The organism is Anaeromyxobacter sp. (assembly GCA_016718565.1).
Lineage (GTDB): Bacteria > Myxococcota > Myxococcia > Myxococcales > Anaeromyxobacteraceae > JADKCZ01.
In genome coordinates, this window is the sequence record JADKCZ010000018.1 from 83,064 (window position 1) to 106,960 (window position 23,897).

18 protein-coding genes and 2 pseudogenes are annotated in these 23,897 nt (G+C 75.0%); 5 read left to right on the plus strand and 15 right to left on the minus strand.

Annotated elements, in window-relative coordinates:
* Positions 1 to 7: 7 nt before the first annotated feature.
* The 5 genes from IPO09_19470 to IPO09_19490 all read right to left on the minus strand — a co-directional run bounded on the left by IPO09_19470 (position 8) and on the right by IPO09_19490 (position 7,588).
* Positions 8 to 253 carry a hypothetical protein gene (locus IPO09_19470; GenBank protein ID MBK9519472.1) on the minus strand — a complete coding sequence of 82 codons (246 nt, stop codon included), beginning with the start codon at positions 251 to 253 and terminating at the stop codon, positions 8 to 10.
* Positions 254 to 383: 130 nt separating this feature from the next.
* Positions 384 to 3,695 (minus strand): efflux RND transporter permease subunit, encoded by a 3,312-nt coding sequence (locus IPO09_19475; protein MBK9519473.1) that lies wholly within the window; start codon positions 3,693 to 3,695, stop codon positions 384 to 386.
* A gap of 32 nt (positions 3,696 to 3,727) precedes the next feature.
* Entirely contained in the window at positions 3,728 to 4,753 is a 1,026-nt protein-coding gene (locus IPO09_19480; protein MBK9519474.1) for an efflux RND transporter periplasmic adaptor subunit, read from the minus strand.
* Positions 4,750 to 6,087, minus strand: coding sequence for a TolC family protein (locus IPO09_19485; protein ID MBK9519475.1), 1,338 nt, complete (start codon positions 6,085 to 6,087; stop codon positions 4,750 to 4,752). Before IPO09_19485 ends, IPO09_19480 begins: the two co-directional genes overlap by 4 nt.
* 118 nt (positions 6,088 to 6,205) lie before the next feature.
* Positions 6,206 to 7,588 carry a sugar transferase gene (locus tag IPO09_19490; GenBank protein MBK9519476.1) on the minus strand — a complete coding sequence of 461 codons (1,383 nt, stop codon included), beginning with the start codon at positions 7,586 to 7,588 and terminating at the stop codon, positions 6,206 to 6,208.
* 338 nt (positions 7,589 to 7,926) lie between these two features.
* Here IPO09_19490 and IPO09_19495 point away from each other — a divergent pair, with 338 nt between their 5' ends.
* The 4 genes from IPO09_19495 to xrtE all read left to right on the plus strand — a co-directional run bounded on the left by IPO09_19495 (position 7,927) and on the right by xrtE (position 11,793).
* Positions 7,927 to 8,631 (plus strand): polysaccharide biosynthesis/export family protein, encoded by a 705-nt coding sequence (locus IPO09_19495; GenBank protein MBK9519477.1) that lies wholly within the window; start codon positions 7,927 to 7,929, stop codon positions 8,629 to 8,631.
* A gap of 2 nt (positions 8,632 to 8,633) precedes the next feature.
* Positions 8,634 to 9,779 carry a hypothetical protein gene (locus IPO09_19500; protein MBK9519478.1) on the plus strand — a complete coding sequence of 382 codons (1,146 nt, stop codon included), beginning with the start codon at positions 8,634 to 8,636 and terminating at the stop codon, positions 9,777 to 9,779.
* Between the two features lie 176 nt (positions 9,780 to 9,955).
* Positions 9,956 to 10,171 carry a hypothetical protein gene (locus tag IPO09_19505; protein ID MBK9519479.1) on the plus strand — a complete coding sequence of 72 codons (216 nt, stop codon included), beginning with the start codon at positions 9,956 to 9,958 and terminating at the stop codon, positions 10,169 to 10,171.
* A gap of 26 nt (positions 10,172 to 10,197) precedes the next feature.
* A complete protein-coding gene (xrtE, locus tag IPO09_19510; protein MBK9519480.1) occupies positions 10,198 to 11,793 on the plus strand; it encodes an exosortase E/protease, VPEID-CTERM system in 1,596 nt (531 codons plus the stop codon).
* A 12-nt stretch (positions 11,794 to 11,805) separates the two neighbouring features.
* On the opposite strand, the gene IPO09_19515 is transcribed toward xrtE, so the two are convergent.
* The 10 genes and pseudogenes from IPO09_19515 to nadE all read right to left on the minus strand — a co-directional run bounded on the left by IPO09_19515 (position 11,806) and on the right by nadE (position 22,139).
* Positions 11,806 to 12,438, minus strand: coding sequence for a hypothetical protein (locus IPO09_19515; protein MBK9519481.1), 633 nt, complete (start codon positions 12,436 to 12,438; stop codon positions 11,806 to 11,808).
* Positions 12,439 to 12,603: 165 nt separating this feature from the next.
* Positions 12,604 to 13,371 (minus strand): hypothetical protein, encoded by a 768-nt coding sequence (locus tag IPO09_19520; GenBank protein ID MBK9519482.1) that lies wholly within the window; start codon positions 13,369 to 13,371, stop codon positions 12,604 to 12,606.
* A gap of 204 nt (positions 13,372 to 13,575) precedes the next feature.
* On the minus strand, positions 13,576 to 14,109 hold the full coding sequence (locus IPO09_19525; protein ID MBK9519483.1) for a hypothetical protein: 534 nt from the start codon (positions 14,107 to 14,109) through the stop codon (positions 13,576 to 13,578).
* A 149-nt stretch (positions 14,110 to 14,258) separates the two neighbouring features.
* On the minus strand, positions 14,259 to 15,437 hold the full coding sequence (locus IPO09_19530; protein MBK9519484.1) for a hypothetical protein: 1,179 nt from the start codon (positions 15,435 to 15,437) through the stop codon (positions 14,259 to 14,261).
* A 205-nt stretch (positions 15,438 to 15,642) separates the two neighbouring features.
* Positions 15,643 to 17,223 carry an acyl--CoA ligase gene (locus IPO09_19535; GenBank protein ID MBK9519485.1) on the minus strand — a complete coding sequence of 527 codons (1,581 nt, stop codon included), beginning with the start codon at positions 17,221 to 17,223 and terminating at the stop codon, positions 15,643 to 15,645.
* Positions 17,224 to 17,276: 53 nt separating this feature from the next.
* The gene (locus tag IPO09_19540; GenBank protein MBK9519486.1) at positions 17,277 to 17,726 is read right to left on the minus strand and encodes a serine acetyltransferase; all 450 of its coding nucleotides are present in this window, start codon (positions 17,724 to 17,726) and stop codon (positions 17,277 to 17,279) included.
* A 200-nt stretch (positions 17,727 to 17,926) separates the two neighbouring features.
* Positions 17,927 to 18,763, minus strand: coding sequence for an SGNH/GDSL hydrolase family protein (locus IPO09_19545; GenBank protein ID MBK9519487.1), 837 nt, complete (start codon positions 18,761 to 18,763; stop codon positions 17,927 to 17,929).
* Between the two features lie 45 nt (positions 18,764 to 18,808).
* A pseudogene (locus IPO09_19550) lies at positions 18,809 to 19,074 on the minus strand (acyl carrier protein).
* An 83-nt stretch (positions 19,075 to 19,157) separates the two neighbouring features.
* Positions 19,158 to 21,164, minus strand: coding sequence for an asparagine synthase (glutamine-hydrolyzing) (asnB, locus tag IPO09_19555; protein MBK9519488.1), 2,007 nt, complete (start codon positions 21,162 to 21,164; stop codon positions 19,158 to 19,160).
* Position 21,165: 1 nt separating this feature from the next.
* Positions 21,166 to 22,139 (minus strand): annotated as a pseudogene (nadE, locus tag IPO09_19560) (NAD(+) synthase).
* 371 nt (positions 22,140 to 22,510) lie between these two features.
* Here nadE and IPO09_19565 point away from each other — a divergent pair.
* On the plus strand, positions 22,511 to 23,890 hold the full coding sequence (locus IPO09_19565) for a hypothetical protein (GenBank protein ID MBK9519489.1): 1,380 nt from the start codon (positions 22,511 to 22,513) through the stop codon (positions 23,888 to 23,890).
* The last annotated feature ends 7 nt before the right edge of the window (positions 23,891 to 23,897 follow it).

Consider the following 23,897-nt stretch of genomic DNA (forward strand, 5'->3'; position numbering starts at 1 on the left):
CGCCCCGTCACTCCTTCTTCTTCAGCCGGCCCTCGTTCTCCCTGATGAAGGCCCGGAGCTCGTCGGTCAGCTCGAGCAGCTTGAGCCACTGCTCCTGGTAGAGCGTCACCGGGAAGCGCCCGAGCCCGTAGACCGAGACCGCCCCCTTCTCGCTCACCTTCATGGAGATCGCCTTGCCGCCGCGCGCCTTGAGCGCCGCGTTCTCGGCCTTGAGCGCCTCCAGCTCCGCCTTCAGGTCGTCCTCGCTGGACATGTGGTCCCCCACTCTCCCCGGCCGGAAGGCCGGCGCCGCGGGACGCGGCGGCGGCAGTATGGCCCGCCGGGCTGACGGGCGGCGGCCACCGGTGGGTCGCCTCTCCTCCCCACGCGCCCCGTCTGGGCTGCTAGGCCGCCTGGGCCGGCGCCGGCCCGGCCGGAGCCTCGCCGTTCGCCTCGGCCGCGGCTGCGGCCAGGGCCCCTTCCCGCTGCAGCTCGGCGGCCCGGCCGCCGCGGGCCAGCATGTAGTAGATGACCGGCACGGCGTAGCGCGACAGCAGCGTGGCCGCCACCGCGCCCGACATGAGCGCCACCGCCAGCCCCTGGAAGATGGGGTCGGCCAGCATGACCGCCGAGCCGACGATGACCGCCAGCGCGGTCAGCGCCATGGGCCGGAAGCGGACCAGCACCGCCTCCTCCACCGCGGCGGCCAGCGGCATCCCCTCGCGCAGCTTCAGCTCGGCGAAGTCCACCAGGATGATGCTGTTGCGCACCACGATGCCGGCGCCGGCGATGAAGCCGATCATGCTGGTGGCGGTGAAGAAGGAGCCCACCAGCGCGTGCGCCGGCAGGATGCCGATGAGCGAGAGCGGGATGGGCGCCAGGATCACCAGCGGCATCTTGAAGCTCTGGAACCAGCCGATCATGAGCACGTAGATGAGGACGATGACGGCGGCGAAGGCCATGCCGAGGTCGCGGAAGACCTCCAGCGTGATGTGCCACTCGCCGTCCCACTTGAGCGCCGGGCGCTCGGTGTCGCTGGGGTGCTCGAGCCCGAAGCGGGCCACCGGCTGGCCGTCGTCGCCGCGCAGGCCGGCCAGCTTCTCCTCCAGCGCCAGCAGCGCGTAGAGCGGGCTCTCGATGGCGCCGGCCAGGTCGGCCGTCACGTAGGCCACCGGCATGAGGTTCTTGTGCTGGCGCTCGGCGTCGGCGTGGCCGGCCTCGACCCGCACCAGCTCCGAGATGGGCACCAGGCCGCGCGCCCCGGGCACGGTGAGGCCCAGCAGCGCCTCCGGGCGGCTCAGCCGCGCCGGCGCCAGCTGCAGCACCACCGGCACCAGCGAGGCGCCGCGGGCGCCGTGGAAGGCGCCGAGCGGCGCGCCGTACCCGGCGGCGGCCAGGGTCTGGACCACGTGGGCCGGCTGGACGCCGTGCAGCGCCGCCTTCTCCCGGTCCACCGTGAGGCGCAGGCGCGGGGCGGTGGGGTTGAGCGTGGAGTCCACGTCCACCACCCCGTCCACCGCGTCGAAGGCCTGGCGCACCTCGCCGGCCAGGCGCTCCCGCTCGACCGCGGTGGGGCCGTAGATCTCGGCCACCATGGTGGCCATGACCGGCGGACCGGGCGGGATCTCCACCACCTTCACCCTGGCGCCGCTGGGCCCGGCCAGCCGCTCCACCTCGGGGCGGACCCGCACCGCGATGGCGTGGCTGGAGGCCTTCCGGTCGCCCTTGGCGACCAGGTTGACCTGCAGGTCCACCTGCTCCGGCGCCTCGCGCATGAAGGAGTGGCGCACCATGCCGACGAAGGTGAAGGGGGCGGCCGCGCCGGAGTGGACCTGGACGCTCTCGACCTCGGCCTCCTCGAGCAGCCGCCGCGCCACCTGCTGGCCCAGCGCCAGGGCCTCCTCGCGGGCCGCGCCGGCGGGCAGGTCGAGCTGCACCTGGAACTCCCGCTTGTTGTCGAAGGGCAGCATCTTCACCTTGACCGCGCCGGCGAAGAGCAGCCCCACCGCGGCGGCCAGCAGCAGGCCCACGCCGCCCAGGAAGGCCCAGCGCAGGCCCGGGCTCCCCAGCAGCCGCCGGATGACCCGCCGGTCGGCGCGGGCCAGCCGCCCCTCCGGCTCGCTCTCCGGGTGGGCCGAGGGCAGGTCGGCCACCGGCTCCGGGGCGTCGCGGGCCGGGTCGGACGGGTGCAGGCCGGAGGCGTCGGTCTCCGGCAGGTGGGCCTCCTTGCGGAAGATGCGGATGGCGGCCCACGGGCTCACCACGAAGGCGATGACCAGCGAGAAGACCATGGCCACGCTGGCGCCCACCGGGATGGGGCGCATGTAGGGGCCCATCAGGCCGCGCACCATCGCCATGGGCAGGATGGCGGCGATGACCGCCACGGTGGCCAGGATGGTGGGGTTGCCCACCTCGTCCACCGCGTCCAGCACGATGCGGGCGAAGGGGCGGCGCGGCCCGGGCAGGTAGAGGTGGCGGTGGATGTTCTCCACCACCACGATGGCGTCGTCCACCAGGATGCCGATGGAGAAGATCAGGGCGAAGAGCGTGACCCGGTTGAGCGTGTAGCCGTTCAGGTAGGTGAGCACCAGCGTGAGCGCCAGGGTGACCGGCACCGCCACCGCCACCACCAGGGCCGAGCGCCAGCCCATGGCCAGCATGATGAGGGCGATGACCGAGAGGGTGGCGATGAGCAGGTGCTCGATGAGCTCGTTCGACTTCTCGGCCGCCGTCTCGCCGTAGTCGCGGGTGACGGTGGCCTCCACCGAGGCCGGGATGAGGCGGCCGCGCAGCGTGTCCAGCTTGGCCAGCACGGCGTGGGAGAGGGCGCTGGCGTTGGTGCCGGGCCGCTTGGCCACCACCACGGTGGCGGCCTGCTCGAAGCCGGGCTGCTCCTTGGAGGCCGTCAGCACCACGGCCGGGTCGGGCTCCGGCCCGTCGGTCACCTGGGCCACGTCCTCCACGAAGACCGGCCGGCCGTCGCGCACCGCCACCACCACCCGCGCCAGCTCTCCGGCGGAGAGGGCGAAGCCGCGCGCCTCCACCTCGGTGCGCCGGCCGCCCTGCACCAGGGCCCCGGCCGGCAGCTGGGCCTGCGCCCCCTGCAGCGCCGCGTGGACCTCGCCCAGCGAGACGCCGCGGGCGCGCAGCTGGTCCGGATCCGGCTCCACCCGCAGGGTGCGGCGGGCCCCGCCGATGACCCGCACCTGGGCGGTGCTGGGCACGTCGGCGAGCTGGCGGGCCACCTCCTCGGCCAGGCCGCGCAGCACGCCGGGCGGCAGGGGCTCCCGGGCGTGCAGGGTCACCGCCAGGAAGGGCACGTCGTCGATGGTGAGGGCCCGCACCGTGGGCTTGAGCGTGCCGGCCGGCACCAGCTCGGGGTGGGCGTTCAGCTCCTGGTGCACCTTCACCAGGCTGGCCTCCATCGACTCGTTCACCTTGAAGCGCACGGTGACGAAGCCCACGTCGGCGCGGCTGGAGCTGTAGAGGTACTCCACGCCGGGCAGCCCCCAGAGGCGGCGCTCCAGCGGCGTGACCACCTGGCTCTCCACCTGGGCCGGGCCGGCGCCCGGGAAGGGCACGATCACGTCCACCATGGGGACGATGATCTGCGGCTCCTCCTCGCGCGGCGTCAGCGTGACCGCCACCACCCCCAGCAGGATGGAGGCGAGGACGATGACCGGGGTGAGCTTGGAGTGCAGGAAGGGGCGCGCCATCCGCCCGGCCAGCCCCAGCCGCGGCTCGCCGCTCACGGCAGCACCTCGATGGCCTGGCCGTCCCGCAGCGCGCCCGGCGCGTCCACCACGGCCTCGTCGACCTTCAGGCCGGCCCGCACCGCCACCAGCGCCCCGACCGGCTCGCCCAGCGCCACCAGGCGCAGCTCGGCCCGGCCGTCCCTGGCCACGAAGACGCCGGTGAGGTCGCCGCGCTCCACCAGGGCGCTGCGCGGCACCAGCACGTCCTGGCCGGCCGAGGCGGCCGCGGCCGCGGGCCGGCCCGGCAGCGTCAGCCGGGCGAAGGCGCCGGAGCGCAGGGCGCCCTCCACCGTGCGGACCCGGGCCCGGACGGCGCGCCGGTGCGACAGCGGGTCGCCGCCCGAGGCCAGGGAGGTCACCACCGCCTCGCCGCTGGCCTGGTCGCTCGCGAACCGCAGCGCCGTGCCGACGGCCACGCCGCGCGCCTCGGCCTCGGTGAGGCTGGCGGTCAGCTCCAGGGCCTCGCCCTGCAGCTCCAGGATGGGCTGGCCCGGGCCGACCAGGTCGCCCGGCTCGACGCGCCGGGCCTGGACGCTGGCGGCGAAGGGGGCCCGCACCTGGGTGTACCCCAGGGTGGCCCGGGCCGCGGCCACGGCGGCCTCGGCCTGCGACCGCTGGGCCACCGCCAGCTCCAGCTCGGACGGGGTGGCGGCGCGCACCGCCAGCAGCTCCCGCAGGCGGCGCTCGTGGGCGGCCGCGGCGGCCTGGCCGGCCTCGGCGGCGGCCAGCGCCCCACGGACGTCGTCGTCGCCCAGCGAGACCAGCAGCTGCCCCTGGCTCACCCGGTCCCCCTCGGCGACGTGCACGGCCTTGACGGTGGCCGCCACCCGGGTGGCCACCGTGGCCCGCTGGACGGCCACCGCGGTGGCGGCCACCTGGCCGGCCGAGGCGCCGACGCCGAGGGTCACCAGGTGGACCCGGGCCGGCGGCGCGGCGGCGGGCGACGCCGTGGCGGCGCGCGGGGCGGTGGGCTGGAGCGAGGCGAGGAGCAGCGCGGCGGGCAGCAGGTGGCGGATCATGGCGTCAGTCCTTCGATGGGCTGGTGGAGGGCGAGCGCGTGGCGCGCCCGGGCGAGGCGGGCTTCCACCCGGCTGGCGAGGAGGAGGGCGCGGGCGCCGGCCAGGCCGGCCTCGGCGTCCAGGACGTCGGTGAGCGGCAGGAGGCCCTGCCGGTGGCGGGCGCCGCGGAGGGTGCGGGCCGACTCCGAGGCGGCCACCGCCTCCTCGGCGGCGCGCACCCGCGCGCCGGCGGTGGCCTCGGCCACCTCGGCCTCCGACAGGTCGCGGGCCGCGGCCAGCTCCCGGTAGGCGCGGGCCTCGGCGGCGGCACGGGCCCGCGCGGCGGCGGCGCGGTGGGCCGCGGCGTCGCCCAGCGACAGGTCCCAGCGCGCCACCAGCCCCAGGCTGGTCCAGGCGGTGCCCTCCGAGAGGTCTGGGGTGCGGGAGAGCTCGGCGCTCGCCTGGGCGAAGAGGGACGGCAGGAGCGCGCCGCGCGCCGCCGAGACCCCGGCCGTGGCGGCCCGCTCGCGCAGCCTGGCGGCCTGGACGTCGGGGCGGGCGCCCAGGGCCTCGGGGGCGGCGACCGGCGCGGGCGGCAGCGCGCCCACCGGGCTGGTGAGCTCGGCGGCGCCGGCCGGTGCCCCGGACAGCAGGGCCAGGGCGGAGCGGGCCGTGGCCCGCCGCTGCACCGCCGCGGCGCGCTCGGCCTCGGCCTGGGCGCGGAAGGCCACGGCGCGGGCCAGGTCGGCGTCGAGCGCCAGCCCCTGGGCCGCCCGCTCCCGGACGAAGCGCTCGGTCTCGGCGGCGTGGGCCGCGAGGTCGTCGGCCCACTGGATGCCCTGCTCGGCCGCCTGGGCGCCGAAGTAGGCCTCCACCACCAGGGCCGCCACCTCCAGGCGGCGGCGCGCGTGGTCGGCCTGCTCGGCGTCGGCGGCCGCGCCGGCGGCGCGCTGGCCGGCCACCAGCCGGCCCCCCATGTAGAGCGGCAGCTGGAGCGAGACCCCGCCGCCCAGGGCGCCGATGGCCGCCGGATCGTTCAGCCTGGCCGGGTCGAAGTCGGCCTGGGTGATGCGCCCCTGGTCGAGGCGCACCCCGAAGGCCATCATCGGCTCGTCGGTGCGGACGGCGCGGGCCACCAGGGAGAGCGTGGGGAGGCGGGCCTGGCCGGCGCGGTCGGCGTCGGCGCGGGAGGCCTCCACCTGCGCCTGGGAGGCCCGCAGCAGGGGGTGGGTCGACCAGGCCGCACGGATGGCCTCGTCGATGGTCAGCGGTGCGGCGGCGGCCGCCGCGGGCAGGGAGGCCAGGAGCAGCGCCGCCAGGGCGAGCCCGCGGCGGATCAGGATCGGTTCGGTCACGGGCCGTCAGAGCCGGCCCGCCCGGAACCGCTTCGCAGGTTTCTTCGGGAAGGCGGGACGGGCCGGCCGGCGCCCGGCCCCCGCCCGGGTGCACGGGCGGGGCCCCCGCCGCCGGGACCTAGTTGGCCCCGCGCGCCCCCAGCACGGCCGGGATGGTCTTGAAGAAGATGCGCATGTCGTTGGCGAGGGACCAGTGGTCGATGTACTCGAGGTCCAGCTCCATCCAGCGGTCGAAGTCGATCTGGTTGCGCCCGCTGATCTGCCAGATGCAGGTGATGCCCGGGCGCACGCTGAGCCGGCGCCGGTGCCAGCGCTGGTACTGCGCCACCTCAGCCGGGATGGGCGGCCGCGGCCCCACCACGCTCATCTCGCCCAGCAGGACGTTGAGGAACTGGGGCAGCTCGTCGATGGAGGTGCGCCGGATGAAGCGCCCCACCCGCGTGACGCGCGGGTCGTTGGTGATCTTGAAGACCGGCCCGGACATCTCGTTGCGGGCCAGCAGCTCGGCCTGCCGGGCCTCGGCGTCCACGTGCATGCTGCGGAACTTGAGGATGTCGAAGAGGCGGCCGCGCAGGCCGACGCGGCGCTGCCGGAAGAAGACCGGGCCGGACGACTCGGCCTTGATGGCCACCGCCACGCCCACCAGCAGCGGCGAGAGCAGGAGCAGCGCCGAGGCGCTCACCAGGACGTCGAAGACCCGCTTGACGGCCAGCGCCAGGCCGTCGGTGGGGGTGCGCGAGAGGGTCAGCATGGGCAGCCCGCCCAGGTCGGCCAGCGTCATGCGGGCCGGCCCCATGCGCAGCACGTCGAGGGCGATGCGGACCGACACCCCCTCCTCCTCGCAGGTCAGGATGGCGGCCTCCATCGAGGCCAGCCGCTCGCGCGGCACCGCGAAGACCACCTCGTCGAGGACGTGGGTCTCCAGCACCCTGCCGATCTCGGAGAGGCGGCCCAGCACCACGAAGTCCGGGTCGGGCTCCGCGCCGTCCTCCACGATGCAGCCGGCCAGCTTCAGCCCCCACTCCGGGTGCGAGGAGGTCTCGGTCAGGATGTCGGCCACCTGCTGGCCGGTGCCGACCAGCGCGTAGTAGCGCGGCTCCCGCGGCGCCCAGCGCAGGGCGCGGGTGCCCAGCCGCAGCACGGTGAGCGCCAGGGCCGCCAGGCCGAAGTAGACCACCGTGACCACCCGCGAGATCTCCTGGTACTTGACCAGGAAGACCAGCACCAGCAGTGACAGCGCGGTGGAGGCCAGCGCCTTCAGGGCCCGGGTGATCTCGGCGCTGAGCGGCCGGGTGCCGCCCTGGTAGACGCCGAGGAAGCGCGAGCTGACGAGCCACGCCAGCAGCGTCACCAGCAGCGGCAGCCAGTAGCGGCTGAGCGGCAGGCCGGCCGGGAAGAACTGCGCGTGGATGCGGTAGGCCAGGGGCAGCAGCGCCCCCAGCACGAACAGATCCGGGAGCAGCAGCGGTGCCTCGCCGGTGCGGTTGTCGACCCTGAGCATACGATGTCCCTCGTGACTCTCAGGTAACACGTCCACGGACTCCTGAAAGTCCACCGAGGACACGACGCGTACTCGGGGTCGTGTCACCTCAGGTCACATCGGCGCTGTCCCGTGTTCGCGTGTGGCGGGGGGTCGCACACCGCGTCCATCGAAGACGGGTCGGTGTCGTCGGGGTGGCGGATTCGGCGCGCCCGTGCGATGACGCGCCCCCCGAGAGGGACGCGGGGGGCCCCTGGAGAGCAGCCTAGGATCCGTCGCACCCGTCACAACAGCCCCGCCGACCGGTCTACACACGAGCCCAAGGGAGATGGCCGCGCCTCGGCGTGTCCACGACCACCATGACCCAGCCCCCCGTCTCGACCGAGCTGTCCAGCCGGGCCGGCCAGCCCGGCCCGCCGCGCCGCGCAGCCGGCGGCCGCCCCGCGCCTGGGTTCCGCCGGGCGCCCGTCCCGGCCGCCCTCGTCCTGCTGGTGGCGCTCGCCGGCTGCGCCGCCTCCGGGCAGGCGGTGCGGGTCGAGGACCTGAAGCCCTCCGCGGATCCCGAGGAGGAGTACCGAATCGCGCCCGGCGACGTCCTGAGCGTCCGCGTCTGGAACCAGGAGGCCATGTCGGTGGCGCGCACCCGGGTCCGCGACGACGGGCGCATCTCGGTGCCTTTCCTGCAGGACGTGGAGGCGGCCAACCGCACCCCGGCGGAGCTGGCCACGGTGCTCAAGGCGCGGCTGCAGGCGTTCGTGGTCGGCCCGGTGGTGACCATCACCCTGGAGGACCTGCGGCCGCTGCGCATCCCGGTGACCGGCGAGGTGGCCAGGCCAGGCATCTACGAGGTGGACCGGAAGACCGGCGTGCTGGCGGCGCTGGCGGCGGCGGGCGGCCTCGGGGAGTTCGCCCACCGCGACGCCGTCTACGTCCTGCGGTACCAGGTGCCGCTGGGCGACGTCGCGCCCACCCGCATCCGCTTCGGGTACCAGGCCCTCGTGCGGGGGGAGCGTCCGGCCTCGGCCTTCCACCTCCGGGAAGGCGACGTGGTCGTGGTGGAGTAGCCATGCCCGCCGCGCTCGGCCTGCTGCTCGGCCTGGCCCTGGCCGCCGACGGCCTCGGGTTCGAGGCCGGGGTGGCCGCCGAGGCGCGCAGCCGCAGCCTCTCCCTGGAGGGCTCGCCGACGCTCCACACCCTGGAGCTGGCAGCCGTCCCGCGGGCCGGGGTGCGCCTGGAGCGGGCCGATCTCGTGCTCACGCTGGCCTACGCTCCCCGCCTGGTCATGGCCGACGCCCTGGCGGACACCCAGGTCGACGCCCTGCACCTGCTCGAACTGGCGGCGCTGGCGCAGCCCGCGCCGTGGTTGGCGGTCTCGGGCGAGGCCCGCGGCGCGTTCGGCACCACCCGCCTCCGGGCCGACGCCCGGCGCCCGGACGAGCCGACCGGCGCGGTGGCCACGCCGTCCGCGGTGCCGGTCCGGCAAGCCGAGGCGGCCGCCGCCGCCACCGCCCACCTCGACCCCCTGACCGAGGCGACGGCCAGGGTGGCCTGGTACCTCGGCGGAGGCGCCGACGCCGAGGCCCGCCTGCTGGTGCCAGAGGAGCGCCGCCTGCGCCTCGACGCCGCGGTCCGCTGGCGCCTCACCCGCGTCGACGAGCTCGGGCTGGCGGCCCGGATCGAGGACGTCCGCTTCCCGGTCGGCGACGTGGCCAGCTACGCGCTGCTGACGGCCGAGTGGCGCCGCCGGCTGGGGCTGGCCCTGGAGGCCTGGGCCAGCGCCGGGGCGGGCGCCAGCCTCGTCGATGGCGCCGACCGCGCCGCCACCAGGCGGGCCACCTGGGCTGGCGAGGTTGGCCTGCGGCACTCGGCCGCGCGCGGGCTGACGCAGCGGCTGGCGCTGCGCACCACCCCGGTGGTGGACCGGCTGACCGGGGCGGTGGACCGCCGCATCGAGGCCGCGCTGGACGGCGAGTGGGCCCTGGCGCCCGCCTGGCGGCTGGGCGGGCACTCCGTGGCCACGCTCCTGCAGCGAGACGCCGGCGATGCCCGCCTGCTCTCCCTGGACCTGCGGATCGATCGAGCAGCGCCGCGTGGCACCTCGCTGGGTGCTGGGGCCTACGCCACCTGGCAGCGCACCAAGGACCCGAGCCTGCCGTCCTTCGCCGAGGTCGGGGTCTTCCTCGCGGCCAGCTGGTCCACACCGCGGCAGTGACTGGGCCGGGGCGCACGACCTGTTCGGGCGGTGCGCCAAACTGCTGCACGCGCTGGGAGGTCACCGCACCGTGGGATTGCACGGTCCGTTGAACTTACCTAGCCTCACATCACCCTGAGTCGTTGCCGTTCCCGCCGCGCGAGGCAACTCACACGGTCAGCTTCACCGAGGCCACCATGAACCGCTCCATCCGCAACACCGTCCTGAAGCTCATCCTCCTGGTCGCCTTCTGCGCGGCCGCCCCGGCCCTCGCCGCCGACGCCGACGCGACCAGCAGCCGCCGCCGCCCGCCTCCCCGCTCGGTGCCCGAGTTCGACCCGGCCACCGGCGGCGTCATCGCCGCGCTGCTGGCCGGCGGCGGGGTCCTGGTCGCCAAGCGCAAGGGCCGCTGAGCACGTCGACCCCAAGGGCTTCCTCGATGGCCACCGAGACGCGGCGCCCAGCCCGCTGGGCGCTGCCCGGTGGCCTCTTGCTTGGTCAGTACCTGGTCCTCTCGGTCCTGGTCGACCTGCCCACCACCGGTCCGGCCGCCGGCCTGATCGGCGCCATGCGGCTGGCGGCGCCGGTGGTGCTGGCGGCGGCGGCGGCCGGGTGGTTGCTGGCGCGCCAGGGCGTCACCTCCAGCGGTGCGCTCGCCGAGGATCCCCTGCCCGCCTGGCGCCCCTGGCCGGCGCTCGCCTTCCAGGCGCTGGCCTTCGCGGCCACTGCGGCCGCGGCCTGGCTGGTGCTCGGCCCGGGGGCACCCCCTGCCACCGCCCCGCGCCTGGCCGTCCTGCTGGTCGGGTCCGGCGCCACTGCGCTGCTGGCGCTGGCGGTCGCCGTGCCGCTCCGGTGGGCGGCGCGCCACCTGGCGGGCGCCTGGCTGGTCCCGCTGCTGGCGCTGGGCCTGGGAGCCCTGGCCTGGCGCGCGGCGGCCGCCGCCGAGCAGCTCTGGGGCGCCCTCTCGAGCTTCACCTTCGTGGCGGTGGTGGCGCTGCTGCGCGCCGGCGCCGGCCAGGTGGTGGCCGACCCCGGCGCGCTGGTCCTGGGGCTGGACGGCTTCGAGGTCGAGATCGCGCCCATCTGCTCGGGCGTCAACGGGGTCGGGCTGGTCCTCATGTTCCTGGCCACCTGGATCGCGCTGGCGCGCCGGCGGCTGCACGTCGGCCGCGCCCTGCTCCTCCTGCCCCTCGGCGCGCTGGCCGCCCTGGCCGCCAACGTGCTGCGCATCGCCCTCCTGCTCCTGGTGGGCGCCGCGGGCCACGAGGCCCTGGCCCTGGGCGGCTTCCACTCCAAGCTGGGGTGGATCCTCTTCCTCGGCCTGGCCCTGGGCGGCGTGGCGCTGGCGGAGCGACTCCCCTGGCTGCACCGCGCCGCCGCCCCGCGCGACGACCGGGCCCTCGTCCCGCAGGCCGCCGGCGCCTACCTGGGCCCGCTCATGGCCACCATGGTGGCGGCGCTCGGCACCAGCCTGTGGGCCGACGGTCCGCTCGACGCCTGGTACGGGGTGCGGGTGGTGGCCGCGGTGGCGGTCCTGGTGGGCGTGCGCGCCAGCCTGCCGGCGCCTCGCCTCCACCTGGCCGGGGCGCTGGTGCCGGCCCTGATCGGCGCGGTGACCTGCCTGGCCTGGGTCCTGGCCGTGCGCGGCGAGGGCGACGGGCTGGCCGAGGCGCTCGGGCGGCTCTCGCCCCAGGCCCAGACCATCTGGGTGGCGTCCCGGCTGCTCGGCTCCATCCTGGTGATCCCGGTGGTGGAGGAGCTGGCCTTCCGCGGCTTCCTGCTCCCGTGGCTGGTGGGCCAGGACTTCGAGGCCACCGACCCGCGGGCCTGGACGGTGGCGGCCGTGGCGCTGTCGTCGCTGGCCTTCGGCGTGCTGCACGCCAGCTGGCTGGCCGGCACGGCGGCCGGGCTGGCCTTCGCCGCGGCCAAGCTGTGGCGCGGCCGGCTCGGCGACGCCATCCTGGCGCACGCGCTCTGCAACGCCGGGGTGGCCGCCGCCGCGCTGTGGGGCGGGCGGCTCGACCTGTGGGCCTGAGATGCTCCAGGCTCAGTGCACCAGGAAGCAGCCGGCGACGCGGTCCCGCCCCACCTGCGCCACGATGCGGCGCACGTCGCGCGTCCGGGTCAGCCCCTGCTCCACCAGGACCACCACCGCGTCGGCGCCCTGGGTGGCCGCCAGCCCGAGGGGCTCGGAGAGGATGCAGGGCACGGCGATGACGAACCGCGCCGCCGGGAAGACCGGCATCAGGCCGGCCGAGGGGTGATCCGGCGCCTCGGACTGGATCGGCTCGGAAGGCTCGGACCCAGGCTCGGCCTCCTGGTCCTCCTGGACCCCCTGAACCTCCTCGGCGCTGACCTCGATGGCCCGGGGCGCCTGGGCCGCCTCGCCCGAGAAGCGGCGCAGCTGATCCTGCAGGTCGGAGAGCACCAGCGCGGTGCCGTAGTCGAGGGCGCTCATGGTGACGGCCCGCACCGCCAGGCCGCTGACCTTCTGGCCCACCTCGGCCAGCGCCATGGCCGCTTCCTCGGCGGACCCGCCGGCGCGCCCAGGCACCAGCACCACGGACATCCACGGCCGGCGCGCCAGGGCGAACCAGAGCTGCAGGTAGGCCCGCTCCTTCTCGGCGCTCCACTGCCCCGGCGGGATCTGGGCCAGCTCGTCGTTGGTGTTCGAAGTCATCCGGTCCTCGCGCCGCCGTGGCAGGGGCACGATGCCGGAGGACCGGGCGCGGCACAAGGACCGCGGGTTCGGCACAGGCCGGCGCAGGCCGCCGCCGCGACCGTGCGCCTCGGCGCACAGGGCGGCGCGGGCCGGCGAGGTCGCCGCGGCGCGCCTGCAGCCCCGTCAGTTCGGGACCACCTGGCCGGCCGAGTCCAGCGTGGTGACGGTGGCGAAGGCGCCGCAGGTGGTGGTCACGGTGGCGGTGAACTGCGCGGTGCCACCCGGCGGGATGGTGGCGCCCGCCGGCGTCACCTGCACCGAGAGCACCCGCTCGGTGACCGTCACGGTGGCGCTGGCCTTCTTGGTCGGATCGGCCACGCTGGTGGCGACCAGGTGGTAGATCCCACCGGTGCTGGGCGCCGTGTAGACGCCGCTGGCCGAGATGGCGCCGCCGGCGGCCCCCTCCTGCACCGACCAGGTCACCGCGCCGTTGGACGAGCCGGTCACCGCCGCGGTGAGCGCCAGCGTGGCGCAGGCGTTGATGGAGCCGGTGGCCGGCGTGACGGTGACCACCACGGGCGCCGGGGGGCTGGTCACGGTGATGGTGGCGGCGGAGCTGACCGTCGGGTCGGCGACGCTGGCCGCCACCACGTGGAAGGTGCCGGCCGCGCCGGGCGCCACGTAGCGCCCGGTGGAGGAGACGGTGCCGCCGCCGACCTCCCGCACCGTCCAGGAGACCGCGGTGTTGATGGCGCCGGTCACGACGGCCGTCAGCTCAACGGCCTCGGCCGGCTGGAGCGCCACGGTGGCCGGCAGGACGCCGACGGTCACGGTGGTGCCCGCGGGCCCGGAGGGAGCGGCGTCCATCACCTCGCCGGCGCAGGCCGAGATGGTGAGCGCGAGAGCTGCTGCAGCGAGGCTGGTGACGCGGGTTGCACGGACCTGACGCATTGTGCCTTCTCCGGTTTTTGAGCCCCCGTCGCTGAGTGACGCTCGTTCGGGGGACGATGCCCTCCCCACGTACCGCGTCTTGATGAAGGTCAACCAGCCCCCATGGAGGCTGATCTGAAGTAGCCGATTTAACTACACTTCGGGACATTTGCCGACCCAACAGGGGGTCCGCCTTGGCGGCAGAACAGAAGTGGATTCCGCCGGTTACGGAAGGCCGAGCGGATGGCGCCAAACGCTCAAATACAGGTCGCACGCCACCCTGCCCTCACGGGTATAGCCGGCCCGGGACCCCAGGGCTTCAACTAAGGGTTCCAGTTCCATCCAGCGCGGGTCCCGGTGGCTCGGGTCACCGATGGCGGCGTGCCCCACCTCGTGGACCAGCACCGTCTGCTCGACGCAGGCGAGCTCGCCGGCGCCCGGATCGCGCACCGTGAGCCGGATGTCCCGCCCCTCGTGGCAGCCAAGCGCCGCCCCCTGGGACCCGCAGGCGACGTGCGGCGCGTCGGTGAAGGTGATGGTCACCTCGTCGAGGTCGCCCCAGCCGCCGCCCCAGTAGCCCAGCGCCACGTCCAGCGTGCTCTCCAGCCGCGCCGGGAAGTCGGCCTGCTGCGTGAAGGGCGCGTCCGAGTCGACCACGATCGAGGTTCCACGCACCGTGAACGTGGGCACGGGCGCAGCCGCGCCCCCGCAGCCCGCGAGAAGCGCCGCCAGCAGCGCGATGCGCGCACCGATCGACACCCGACTCCTTTCCGCCCAGCAACAACCCGGATGACGTCATGGTGGGCTGGTGCCGGGAGGCCCGGTAGACCGGGGAGGCACGTCACCGGCCAGCGGGACGGCCGAGGTGCCGCGACGCACGCAGACGGGGGGCCACGAGCGGGCTGAGGTCAGTACTCGCCGTGCAGCAGCACGCGGGCACCCAGGTTGGTGTCGCTGGCCCCGTCGGCGACGTAGGCCCCGCTCGGGTCTGGCTCGAGCGAATAGCGGATCAACCTGGCCTCGAGGAGTCCTCTGAGCGAGAGCCTCCTCCCCAGCGCCACCGCGAGCCCCGCCTCCAGGTCCACGGCCGAGGCGCTGCCGCCAGGGAAGAAGGCCGGGGACCCCGACACCAGGTCGCGGGCGGTCGACCAGGCCACGTACCCGAGCCCCGCCAGCAGCATGAGCCGGCCGGGCAGCGGGGCCTCGGCGCCGACCGCCAGGCCCAGACCGGCCAGCTCGGCGTCCGGCAGGCCGGGCACCAGCGGGCTCGAGGTCGCCGAGTGGCGCTGGTAGGAGAGCGCCGGCACCAGCGTCAGGCGCCACGAACCGAGCGGCGGGGTGCGCCACAGGACGCCGGCCTCGAGGCGGGTGAAGGTGGTGTCGCCCACGACTGCGCCGTCCTGGGCCTTGGTGTCGACGGCGAAGGTGCGCGCATAGCCGACGAAGAGCCCGAGCCCCTGGAGCAGCACGCCGTCACCGTGGGCCAGCGGGTAGAGCTCGGCGCGCAGCACGGGGCCGGAGACCAGCGGGACGTCGAAGGCCAGCAGCCTGGCCCCGGCGGGCCGGGCTCCCTGGTAGGCCAGGGTCCGGCTGGCCAGGCGGAGCCCAAGCTCCGCGGCGACCAGCGGGCGCCCGCCGACCGGCGCCGGGGCGACGACCGGTTCGGCCGCAGGGGCAGGGGCGAGCGGAGGGCGGACCGCAGGCGCGGGGACCACGACCGGCGCGGGCCTGGCGGGCGTCACCAGCTCGGGCGCCTTCACGGGAGGCGGCTGGCCGCCCACCAGCGCCCGAAGCTCGGTCTGCAGCTGGCGCACTGCGGCCGGCGCGAGCAGGCCCGAGGCGTCGAGCGGGAAGGTCCAGGTGCGGGTCGCCAGAGCCTTGCCCGTGAAGAACGAGAGCGAGAGCTGGCGCCCGGCCCCCTTCCTGGCCACCGATCCGGTCAGCACTCCCTTTACCTGCAGCGGGCCGGCCTTTTTCAGGTCGAGCACCCCGCGGGTGGAGACCTTGGCCCAGGGCTGGCAGTCCTTGGCGGAGCAGAGGGCTCGCTCCAGCTGGTGCACCAGGGCCCCGTCATGGGAAGTCCCCACCGGACCGATGCTGAGGCTGGGTGCGGCCTGAGCAGCCAGGGAGACCCCTGCCAGCAGCAGGAACGCACCGATGCGACGACGCCACGCGCTCATAGCCCCCCCCGGGGTTCCAGGGGCCTCGAGCAGGCCCCAGTAGATTGAGGCGCCTGCCCGGCGCCGAAGGCAATGGCCAATCCGTGACACCAGGCCGCGGGGTCCGGGGCGCTCAGCCCCGGGCCGGCGCAGCCTGCGCAGCCAGCTGGGCCCGCAGCAGCTTGCCGGACTCGTTGCGCGGCAGGGCCTCCACCAGGGTGAAGCGGGCCGGGACCCGGTAGGCCGGCATCCGGGCCCGGCAGAAGGCGCGCAGCGCCTCCTGCTCCGGCTGGCAGCCCTGGCGGGCCACTATGAAGGCCACCGGGACCTCGCCCAGGAGGGAGTCGGGCGAGCCGATGACCGCCGCCTCGGCGACGTCCGGGTGCTCCGCCACCACCTGCTCGATCTCGATGGGGCTCACCCGGTGCCCGCCGATCTTGAGGATCTCCTTCGACCTCCCGCGGTGGAAGAAGAAGCCGTCGGCGTCCCGCTCCGCCAGGTCACCGGTCCAGAGCCAGCCGTCGTGCAGGATGGCGGCGGTCTCCTCCGGCTCGTCCAGGTAGCCCGGCGTGACGTTCTGGCCTCGCGCCACCAGGTGGCCCACCTCGCCGCGCGGCAGCTCCCTGCCCTGCCCATCCACCACCTGGAGCTCCACCCCGGGGATGGCCAGGCCGATCGAGCCGCGCTTGTCGGTGGCGTGCTCCGGCGGCAGGTAGCTGAGCCGCGCCGTGGCCTCGGTCTGGCCGTACATCACGAAGAGGCGGGCCGGCGCGAAGGCGGCGCGCACCCAGTCGATGGTCTCCGGCGCCATGGCCCCGCCGGCCTGGGTCAGGTACCGCAGGCTCGGCATGGCGACGCTGGAGACGTCCACCTGCCGCCGCAGGATCTCGTAGGTGAGCGGCACGCCCGCGAAGCCGGTGCAGCCCTCCACCCCCAGGGTCTCCAGCACCACCCGCGGAAAGGCGAAGCGGCCATCGAGGAACACCGAGCCGCCGGCCAGCAGGTGCGTCTGCAGCACGCTGCGGCCGTAGCAGTAGTAGAGCGGCAGGATGACGAGGGCCCGGTCCTGCGCCGTGAGCCCCAGGTACCGCACGATGGAGCGCGTGTTGGCGTCAACGTTGCGGAAGGTCTGCACCACCCCACGCGGCCGGCCGGTGCTGCCCGAGGTGTAGAGGATGAGCGCCGGCTGATCGGCGACGAGCGCTGGCCGCGGCGGCTCCGGCACGGCCGGCAGCGACGGGTCGACGCGCCCGTCCTCCAGCAGCAGCGTGGCCGGCAGGCCGCCCAGGTCGGCCAGCACCCGCTCCGGGAGCGGGCCGGCGTGCACCACCCAGAGCCGGTCGAGCAGGCGGTCGTCGGCCAGCGCGCCCCAGGTCCTGGCGTCACGGGACCAGACGAAGGCGTGGCGCACCCCGCTCTGCGCCACGATGGCGCGCTGCGTGTCGGCCTTCCACTCCCGGTTCACCTCCACGGTGGTGCCGCCCAGCGCGTGCACGGCCAGGCTGGCCACCACGGTGGCCGGCGTGTTGGGGAGCGCGGCCAGGACGCGGTCGCCCGGCCGGATCCCGGCGGCGGCCAGCTGGGAGGCCAGGGCGCGCACACGCTCCGCCAGCTCGCCGTAGCTGAGCCGGGTGGTCGGGGTGGCGACGGCCGGGGCCCCGGGGCGCCGCGCCGCGTGCTCGAAGAGCCAGTCGTGGATGAAGGGGGATTCCATGTTCGACACCCCTGCAGCCTATACCCTCCGGACGCCCGCCACCCCGGGCCGCGTCAACGCGCCGCGGGGCCGGGCAGCTGGTACCCGAGGAGCGCCGCGTTGTCGTAGGCGGCGGCGACCACACGGGCCGGGTTGCCCGCCACCAGGGCGCCGGGAGGGACGTCCTTCGACACCACCGAACCGGCCGCGATGGTCGCCCCGTCGCCGATGGTGATGGGGCCCGTCAGGGTCGACCCCGGGCCGATCCAGACGTTGTTCCCGATGGTGGGGATGCCCCGGCCGATGGCGCCCAACCCCATGCCGACCGTGACGTTGTGGGTGACGTTGCAGTTGGCGCCGATGGTGGTGGGCCCGATGAGCACGGTGTACGGGTGGCCGAGGTGGAAGGCCGGCCCGATTCGCGTCCGGAAGGGGATCTCCACCTTGTGAAGGAGGCGCATCAGGTAGTTCAGGACCAGGTAGACGGCGAAAGGGGGCGCCCCCAGGAGCTTGCTCCGCTCCATCAGCACCAGGCCGAGCTGCCCGAGGCGGTAGACCGCGATGCAGTGGAGCTCGAAGTTCCAGGCCCACGCCAGCACCTTCCTGGCGAGCCGGGGGGTCGTCGTCCCGCAGATGATGACGTAGTACTTCTCGCAGTCGTGGTGCAGGCCCCAGTGGCGGGGCTGGGGGCCGGGCGCGACGCCCTCCGCCCCGGCTGGCTCCATCACCGGACTCCGGCGGCCGGCGCGGCGGGCGGCAGGGCCGCCAGGAAGGCCACCAGGGCTCGCGCCACGTGGCGCCGGCCCTCGGCGTTCAGGTGCCCACCGTCGTCGCTGTAGGCCGCGTCCATGACCGGGACCGGCCGGCCGCCCACGGTGACGGTCCGCGGCCGGCCGTCGGGGCCGGTGGCCTCGAGGCTGGCCAGGTCGAAGAGCGGCTCGCGGCCCTGGTAGGCCTGGCGCACCAGCGCGTTGAAGGCCTCCCGGCGGGCGTTCTGCACCTCGGAGGTCTCCCGCCCCAGCAGGCGCTTGGCCAGGGCCTTCAGCCCGCCCTGGGTGGTGGTGAGCGGCGCGGTCAGGTGCACGAAGGTGGTCCGCGGGTGGCGGGCCTGCAACTCCCGCAGCGCCGCCTGGTAGCGCGTGAAGAGCGCCGCCACGTCGGTCCCCTGGTGGAAGTCGACGTAGCAGAACTTCATGAAGGCGACGTCCGGGGCGGCGCCCGCGGCCGGGGCGAAGTACCCCTCGAAGCTCTGCACCTTGCGCAGCGGGTCGCCGTTGTCGGCGACGGCCCCGTGCGCCCAGGTCGCCGGCGCGGCGCCGAGCGCGCTGGTCGCCTCGACGAGCCGGAGGCCGACGCCCTCCTGGCGGGCCAGCTCGGCCAGGCCCTCCAGCACGTTGCCCCCGACCGACTGGTGGCCGAAGAAGACCGAGCGCCTCAGCGCCGCCTCGAGGTCGGCGCGCAGCGCGGCGTCGCCGGCGCCGGCCGCGGCCGCCGGCGCCAGCGCGGCGGCGAGCAGCGCCAGGCTGCCGGCCAGGTGGAGGACTGCGTGGCTGGTGGACATGGTCGTGCCTCCTCGGCGGAGCGGCCGGGACGGGTGGTGGGCGCCTCAGGCCGTGGCGACGCCGACCTGCTGCTTGCGGACCACGAAGGCGGTGATGCGGCCGATGGTCTCCAGGTTGGCGGGCACCGTCTCGGCGTCGTCCACCTTGATGGCGAACTGCTCCTCGAGGAAGGCGATGACCTCGAGCATGCCGGTGGAGTCCACGATCCCCTCGTTCACCAGCGACACCTCGTCGCCGAGCCGCGCTGGATCCTCGACGTGAAGTTCTGCTGGACGAACTGGCGGACGCGGGTGGCGATGTCTTGGTTCATTTCGATGGCCTCGGAGGGGAGATCACACCATGGTCGCCGTCCCCGGCGGTAGTCCCATGCCATGTTGACAGCGGGTGACGGGTTCAGTGACAGGCCTGGGGCTCCAGGCGGTCGACGTCGGTGCGGAAGGTGATGGGCGGGGTGGCGGGCAGGTTCCGGACCAGCTGGTCGTGCAGGAGCTGGGTGGAGAGGACGCCGACCAGCGCCATGTTGTCCGAGTTGGAGAACTGCCCCTGCGCGCCGTGGGCCTGGCACTTGCGCCACAGCTGAGCCGCCAGCCTGGGCTCGAACACGCCGGCGTCGGCCAGGGCCCGCTCGCCCATCAGGTCGGCCGCCCACGGCGGAGCGGCCGCCCCCACGAAGGAGAGGGCGTCGGGGGCGCGGTAGGGCTGCTTGGTGCGGCGGATGACGGACTCCGGCACCAGCCCCTCGGCCGCCCGCTTGAGGACGTGCTTCTCGTCGAGCCCCTGCAGCTTGAAGCCGGAGGGCAGCGAGTTGGCCAGCGCCACCACGCCGGCGTCGAGGAAGGGGAAGCGGCCCTCCACCGAGTGGCCCATGAGCATCCGGTCGCCCTGCGACGAGAGCAGGTACCCCGAGAGGAGGGTGCGCACCTCCAGGTACTGGTCCTGCGCCAGGGTGGACCAGCGGCCGTGCTCGGGCGGCAGCGAGCCGAGGAGCCGGGCCACCACGTCGGTTCCTGCGGCGGCCTGCCGCAGCGCACCGGTGAAGAGCCGCTGCAGGGCGGCGGCGGGCTGCCAGCGGGTCTGGTGCCCGAAGCCAGGGGAGCGCCAGCCCTCCCGGCCCCTGCCGAAGAACTCGCGGGCCAGCGCCTGCTGGGCCACGGGCGAGCGGGCCAGGTACGGGTAGAGCCGCTCCAGCAGGCGGGGCCGCAGCGTCGAGCCGGGGAGGCGGCCCCAGAAGCGCCGCACCTTCGCCTCGCGGAACAGGTCGTAGCCGGCGAACATCTCGTCGGCCCCCTCGCCGGTGAGGACCACCTTGATCCCCGACTGGCGCACCAGCCCGGAGAGCAGGAAGAGGGGGGCCGGCGCGGTGCGCAGCAGCGGACGCTCGGCGTGGTAGACCACGGCCGGGAAGGCGGCGCCGATGTCCTTTCGGGAGACCACCACGTCGCGGTGGTCGCTCCCGATGAGGGCCGCCACCTCGCGCTGGTAGCCGGTCTCGTCGTACTCGGCGTCCTCGAAGCGCAGCGAGAAGGTGAGGAACCGCTCCCCCTTCACCCGGCGGCCCAGGGCCGCCACCAGGGAGCTGTCGAGCCCGCCCGACAGGTAGCAGCCGACCGGGACGTCCGAGCGCAGCATGCGCAGCCGCACCGCGTCCTCCAGGGCCTGGCGCACCTGCCCGACCGCCTCGTCCAGCGAGCCGCGGAAGCCCTCCGCCGGGCCGGCCGGGTAGCGTGGGCGCCAGAAGCAGCGCTCCTCGCTCCCCTGGCGCGTCACCACCCGCAGGTGCCCGGGCGGCAGCTCGCTGACGCCCTGGAAGACCGACTGGGGCGGGACCACGGTCCAGAAGGTGAAGGTCTCCGCCAGCCCGACCGGGTCGAGGGCGCGGGGGATGGCGTGGTCGGCCGCGAAGATCGACTTCACCTCGCTGGCGAAGTAGAGCCGGCCGCCGTGCTCGCACAGGTAGAGGGGGCGCACGCCCAGCGGATCCCGGGCCAGGACCAGCCGCTCCCGGGCGGCGTCCCACAGCGCGATGGCGAACTGGCCGTTGAAGCGCTCGAAGGCCGCCTCGCCCCAGGCCTCGAAGGCGTGCACGATGACCTCGGTGTCGCTGGCCGTGCGGAAGCGGTGCCCCAGCGCCAGCAGCTCGGCGCGCAGCTCGAGGTAGTTGAAGATCTCCCCGTTGAAGGCGATCCAGAGGGTGCCGTCCTCGTTGCAGAGCGGCTGCTGGCCGGTCGAGAGGTCGATGATGGAGAGCCGGGCGTGGCCCAGCCCGGCGCGGGCGTCGCGGTACAGCCCGAACTCGTCGGGGCCGCGGTGGCGCACCGCCGCCACCATGGCCGTCAGCGCCTGGCGGGACGGCGGCGGCGCCCCGTCATGGAGCGTGACCAGCCCGGCGATGCCGCACATCTCAGGGGCTCCGCGGTCCGGTCACCAGCAGCGGGGCGGCGTGCAGGTAGCGGGCGGCGCGGCGCTTGGCCTCGATGTCCCGGTAGACCCGCTCGACCTGCGCCGGCGTGATGCCCACCACCGGCGCCGCCTCCTCCGCCGTGACCCGTTGACGTACGCGTAGAGGCACAGGTCCATCTCGCCGTGGGGCAGGGCGAAGTAGAACTCCTCCTGGGACTGGGCCAGCGAGAAGGTGTCGGTGGTGGGCGGCCGGCGCCGGATCTCCTCGGGGACCCCGACGTACTCCGCCAGCGCGTAGACCTGGGTCTTGTAGAGGTGGGCGATGGGCTTGAAGTCGGCGGCCCCGTCGCCCGACTTCACGAAGAAGCCCTGATCGTACTCCAGCAGGTTGGGCGTGCCCGCCACGGCGTAGTTGAGCCGATCGGCGTGGTAGTACTCCATCATCGTCCGGGCGCGCTGCTTGAAGTTGGTGGCCGCGATGAGCTGCAGGTAGGCGGCCAGCGGCATGCGGGCGGTCCTGAGCGCGCCCGACGGGTCGGCCACCGTGAGCGAGGTCAGGTTGAGTCGGTCGCTCTCCAGGATGGACGGCAGGGAGACCTTGCAGCGCCAGCCCTCCCCGTACTCCGGGAAGACCTGGCGGATGGCCTCCTCCTGGCGGGCGTAGCAGCCCAGGCCGGCCAGGCCGGGCGCCAGCTCCTCGAGCGCGGTGGGGATGCCGAGCCCGCTGGCCAGCAGCCGGCCGAGCTCCAGCGACTCCCCGGACGAGGCCCGCTCCGGCATGAAGAGGCCGAAGACGCGCTCCTTCCCGAGGGCGCGGGTGCAGAGCGCCGCCACCACCGAGCTGTCGATGCCGCCCGACATGCCCACCACGGCGCCCCGCTTCTTGAGGTCGCCGAGCACCTGCTCCCGGATGGCCTTCTCGATGCGGGCCGCCACGGCGGGCGCGTCGATCTTCAGGACGTCGCTGCTGAACATGGTGGTGGTCTCCCCGTCCGCGTACCATCGGTCCGCGCGTGTCTGGTGGCCATCCCCCGTCCCGGGGACGACGGTGAGCCTGGGGGCTCGGCCGGCGTCCGGTGCAGGCGCGGTGGTGTCGGCGTTTGAACGGAGAGTAACATGGGCGCGCCGGGTCCGGGCGGCCCGCCGCGCCCCAGGCTGGTGGTACAGTCGCGGGCGGCCAGGCGTGCTAGACGTACGGCGCGTCGCGCCAGACCGGGGAGGACAACCTGTCGCAGCCGTGGAATCCAGGCGATCAGCGGTACCCCCCAGGCGAGGGCCGTGGGCGGCCGGTCGACGACGGCGGCGACGGCCTCGGGTGGGCGCTCCTCGCCAACCAGGCCGGGTTCTTGCTGCGCGCGCCGCTGCGCCACCGGGCGCTGGCGGCCGCCGCGCTGGCGGCCTGCCTGGCGCTGGGCGTGGTCCTGATCCTGATCATGCCGGTGAAGTACCAGGTCCAGACCGTGGTGCTCACCCAGCGCAGCCTGCTCATGAGCAGCCTCACCAACCCGGGCATGAACCGCGAGTGGGACGTCCCGACCCGCTCGGCGCGCGAGGTGGTGATCCGGCGCGAGAACATCGTGGCGCTGGCCAAGCAGGTCGACTTCGTCGGGCGGCACATGGCCTCCCGGGCTCCCGTCGTGCGCGCCCGGGACTGGGTGGTCGAGCGCTTCTCCAGCACCGCTCGGACGCCAGAGCTGCTCCTGGAGGTGATGGTGGACACCCTGCAGGACCGGCTCCAGATCTCCACCGGGGCCGAGGGGACCGTGACCATCTCCTTCGAGTGGGCCAACCGCGAGCTGGCCCTCGACGTGGTGCAGGCGGCGCTCCAGATCTTCCTGGAGGAGCGCCACGTGGCCGAGGTGGAGGCGGTCGGGGAGTCCATCGCCATCTTCGAGGAGCACGACGCCAAGGTCCAGAAGGAGATCGCCACCACCGTGGCCAAGGTGGAGGTGAAGGAGCGCGCCCTGCAGGTCCGCACCAGCCCGCGCCCGCCGCCGGTGGCCCCGCCGCGCGCCGAGAGCGGGGAGCTGGCCCGGCTGGAGGCCACCCTGGCGGCCCGCCGGCGCGCCCTGGCGGACCTCGAGCTGTTCCGGCAACAGCGCCTGGCCGAGATGCAGGCCCAGCTGGCCCAGCAGCAGACCATCTACGCCCCCAGCCACCCCACCCTGGCCAGCACCAAGCTGGTCATCGACGGGCTGTCCCAGCCCTCGCCGCAGCGGCAGGCGCTGCAGGCCGAGATCACCCAGCTCGAGTCCGAGGTGGCCCGGCGAGGCGGCCAGGCCAGCCTGGCCCCGGCGGTCGCCTCGACGCTGGAGGCCGACATGGCGGCGGCCCGCCTGCGCCTCCTCCAGATGGCCGACCCGCGGCTGGAGCTGGAGCGTCGGCAGCTGGAGGACCTGCTGCGCGAGCACTCCAACCTGCTGGAGCGGATCGACGCCGCCCGGCTGGAGATGGACACCGCCCTGGCGGCCTTCAAGTACCGCTACACGGTGGTCTCCCCGCCGCAGCTCCCCCGGCGGCCCGCCAGGCCGTACACGCTGATCTACCTGGTGGGAGGGCTCCTGGGCGGCCTGGCGGCGGCCTTCGGGGTGGCCCTGCTGGCCGACCTGATCGGCGGCCGGGTGGTGGAGAAGTGGCAGCTGGAGGAGTCCGTCGGGATCGAGGTGCTGGGGGAGCTGCACCGGCTCCCGGAAGCGCCCAGGCCCCGCTCCCTCCGGGGGCCGTGAGCCGCCG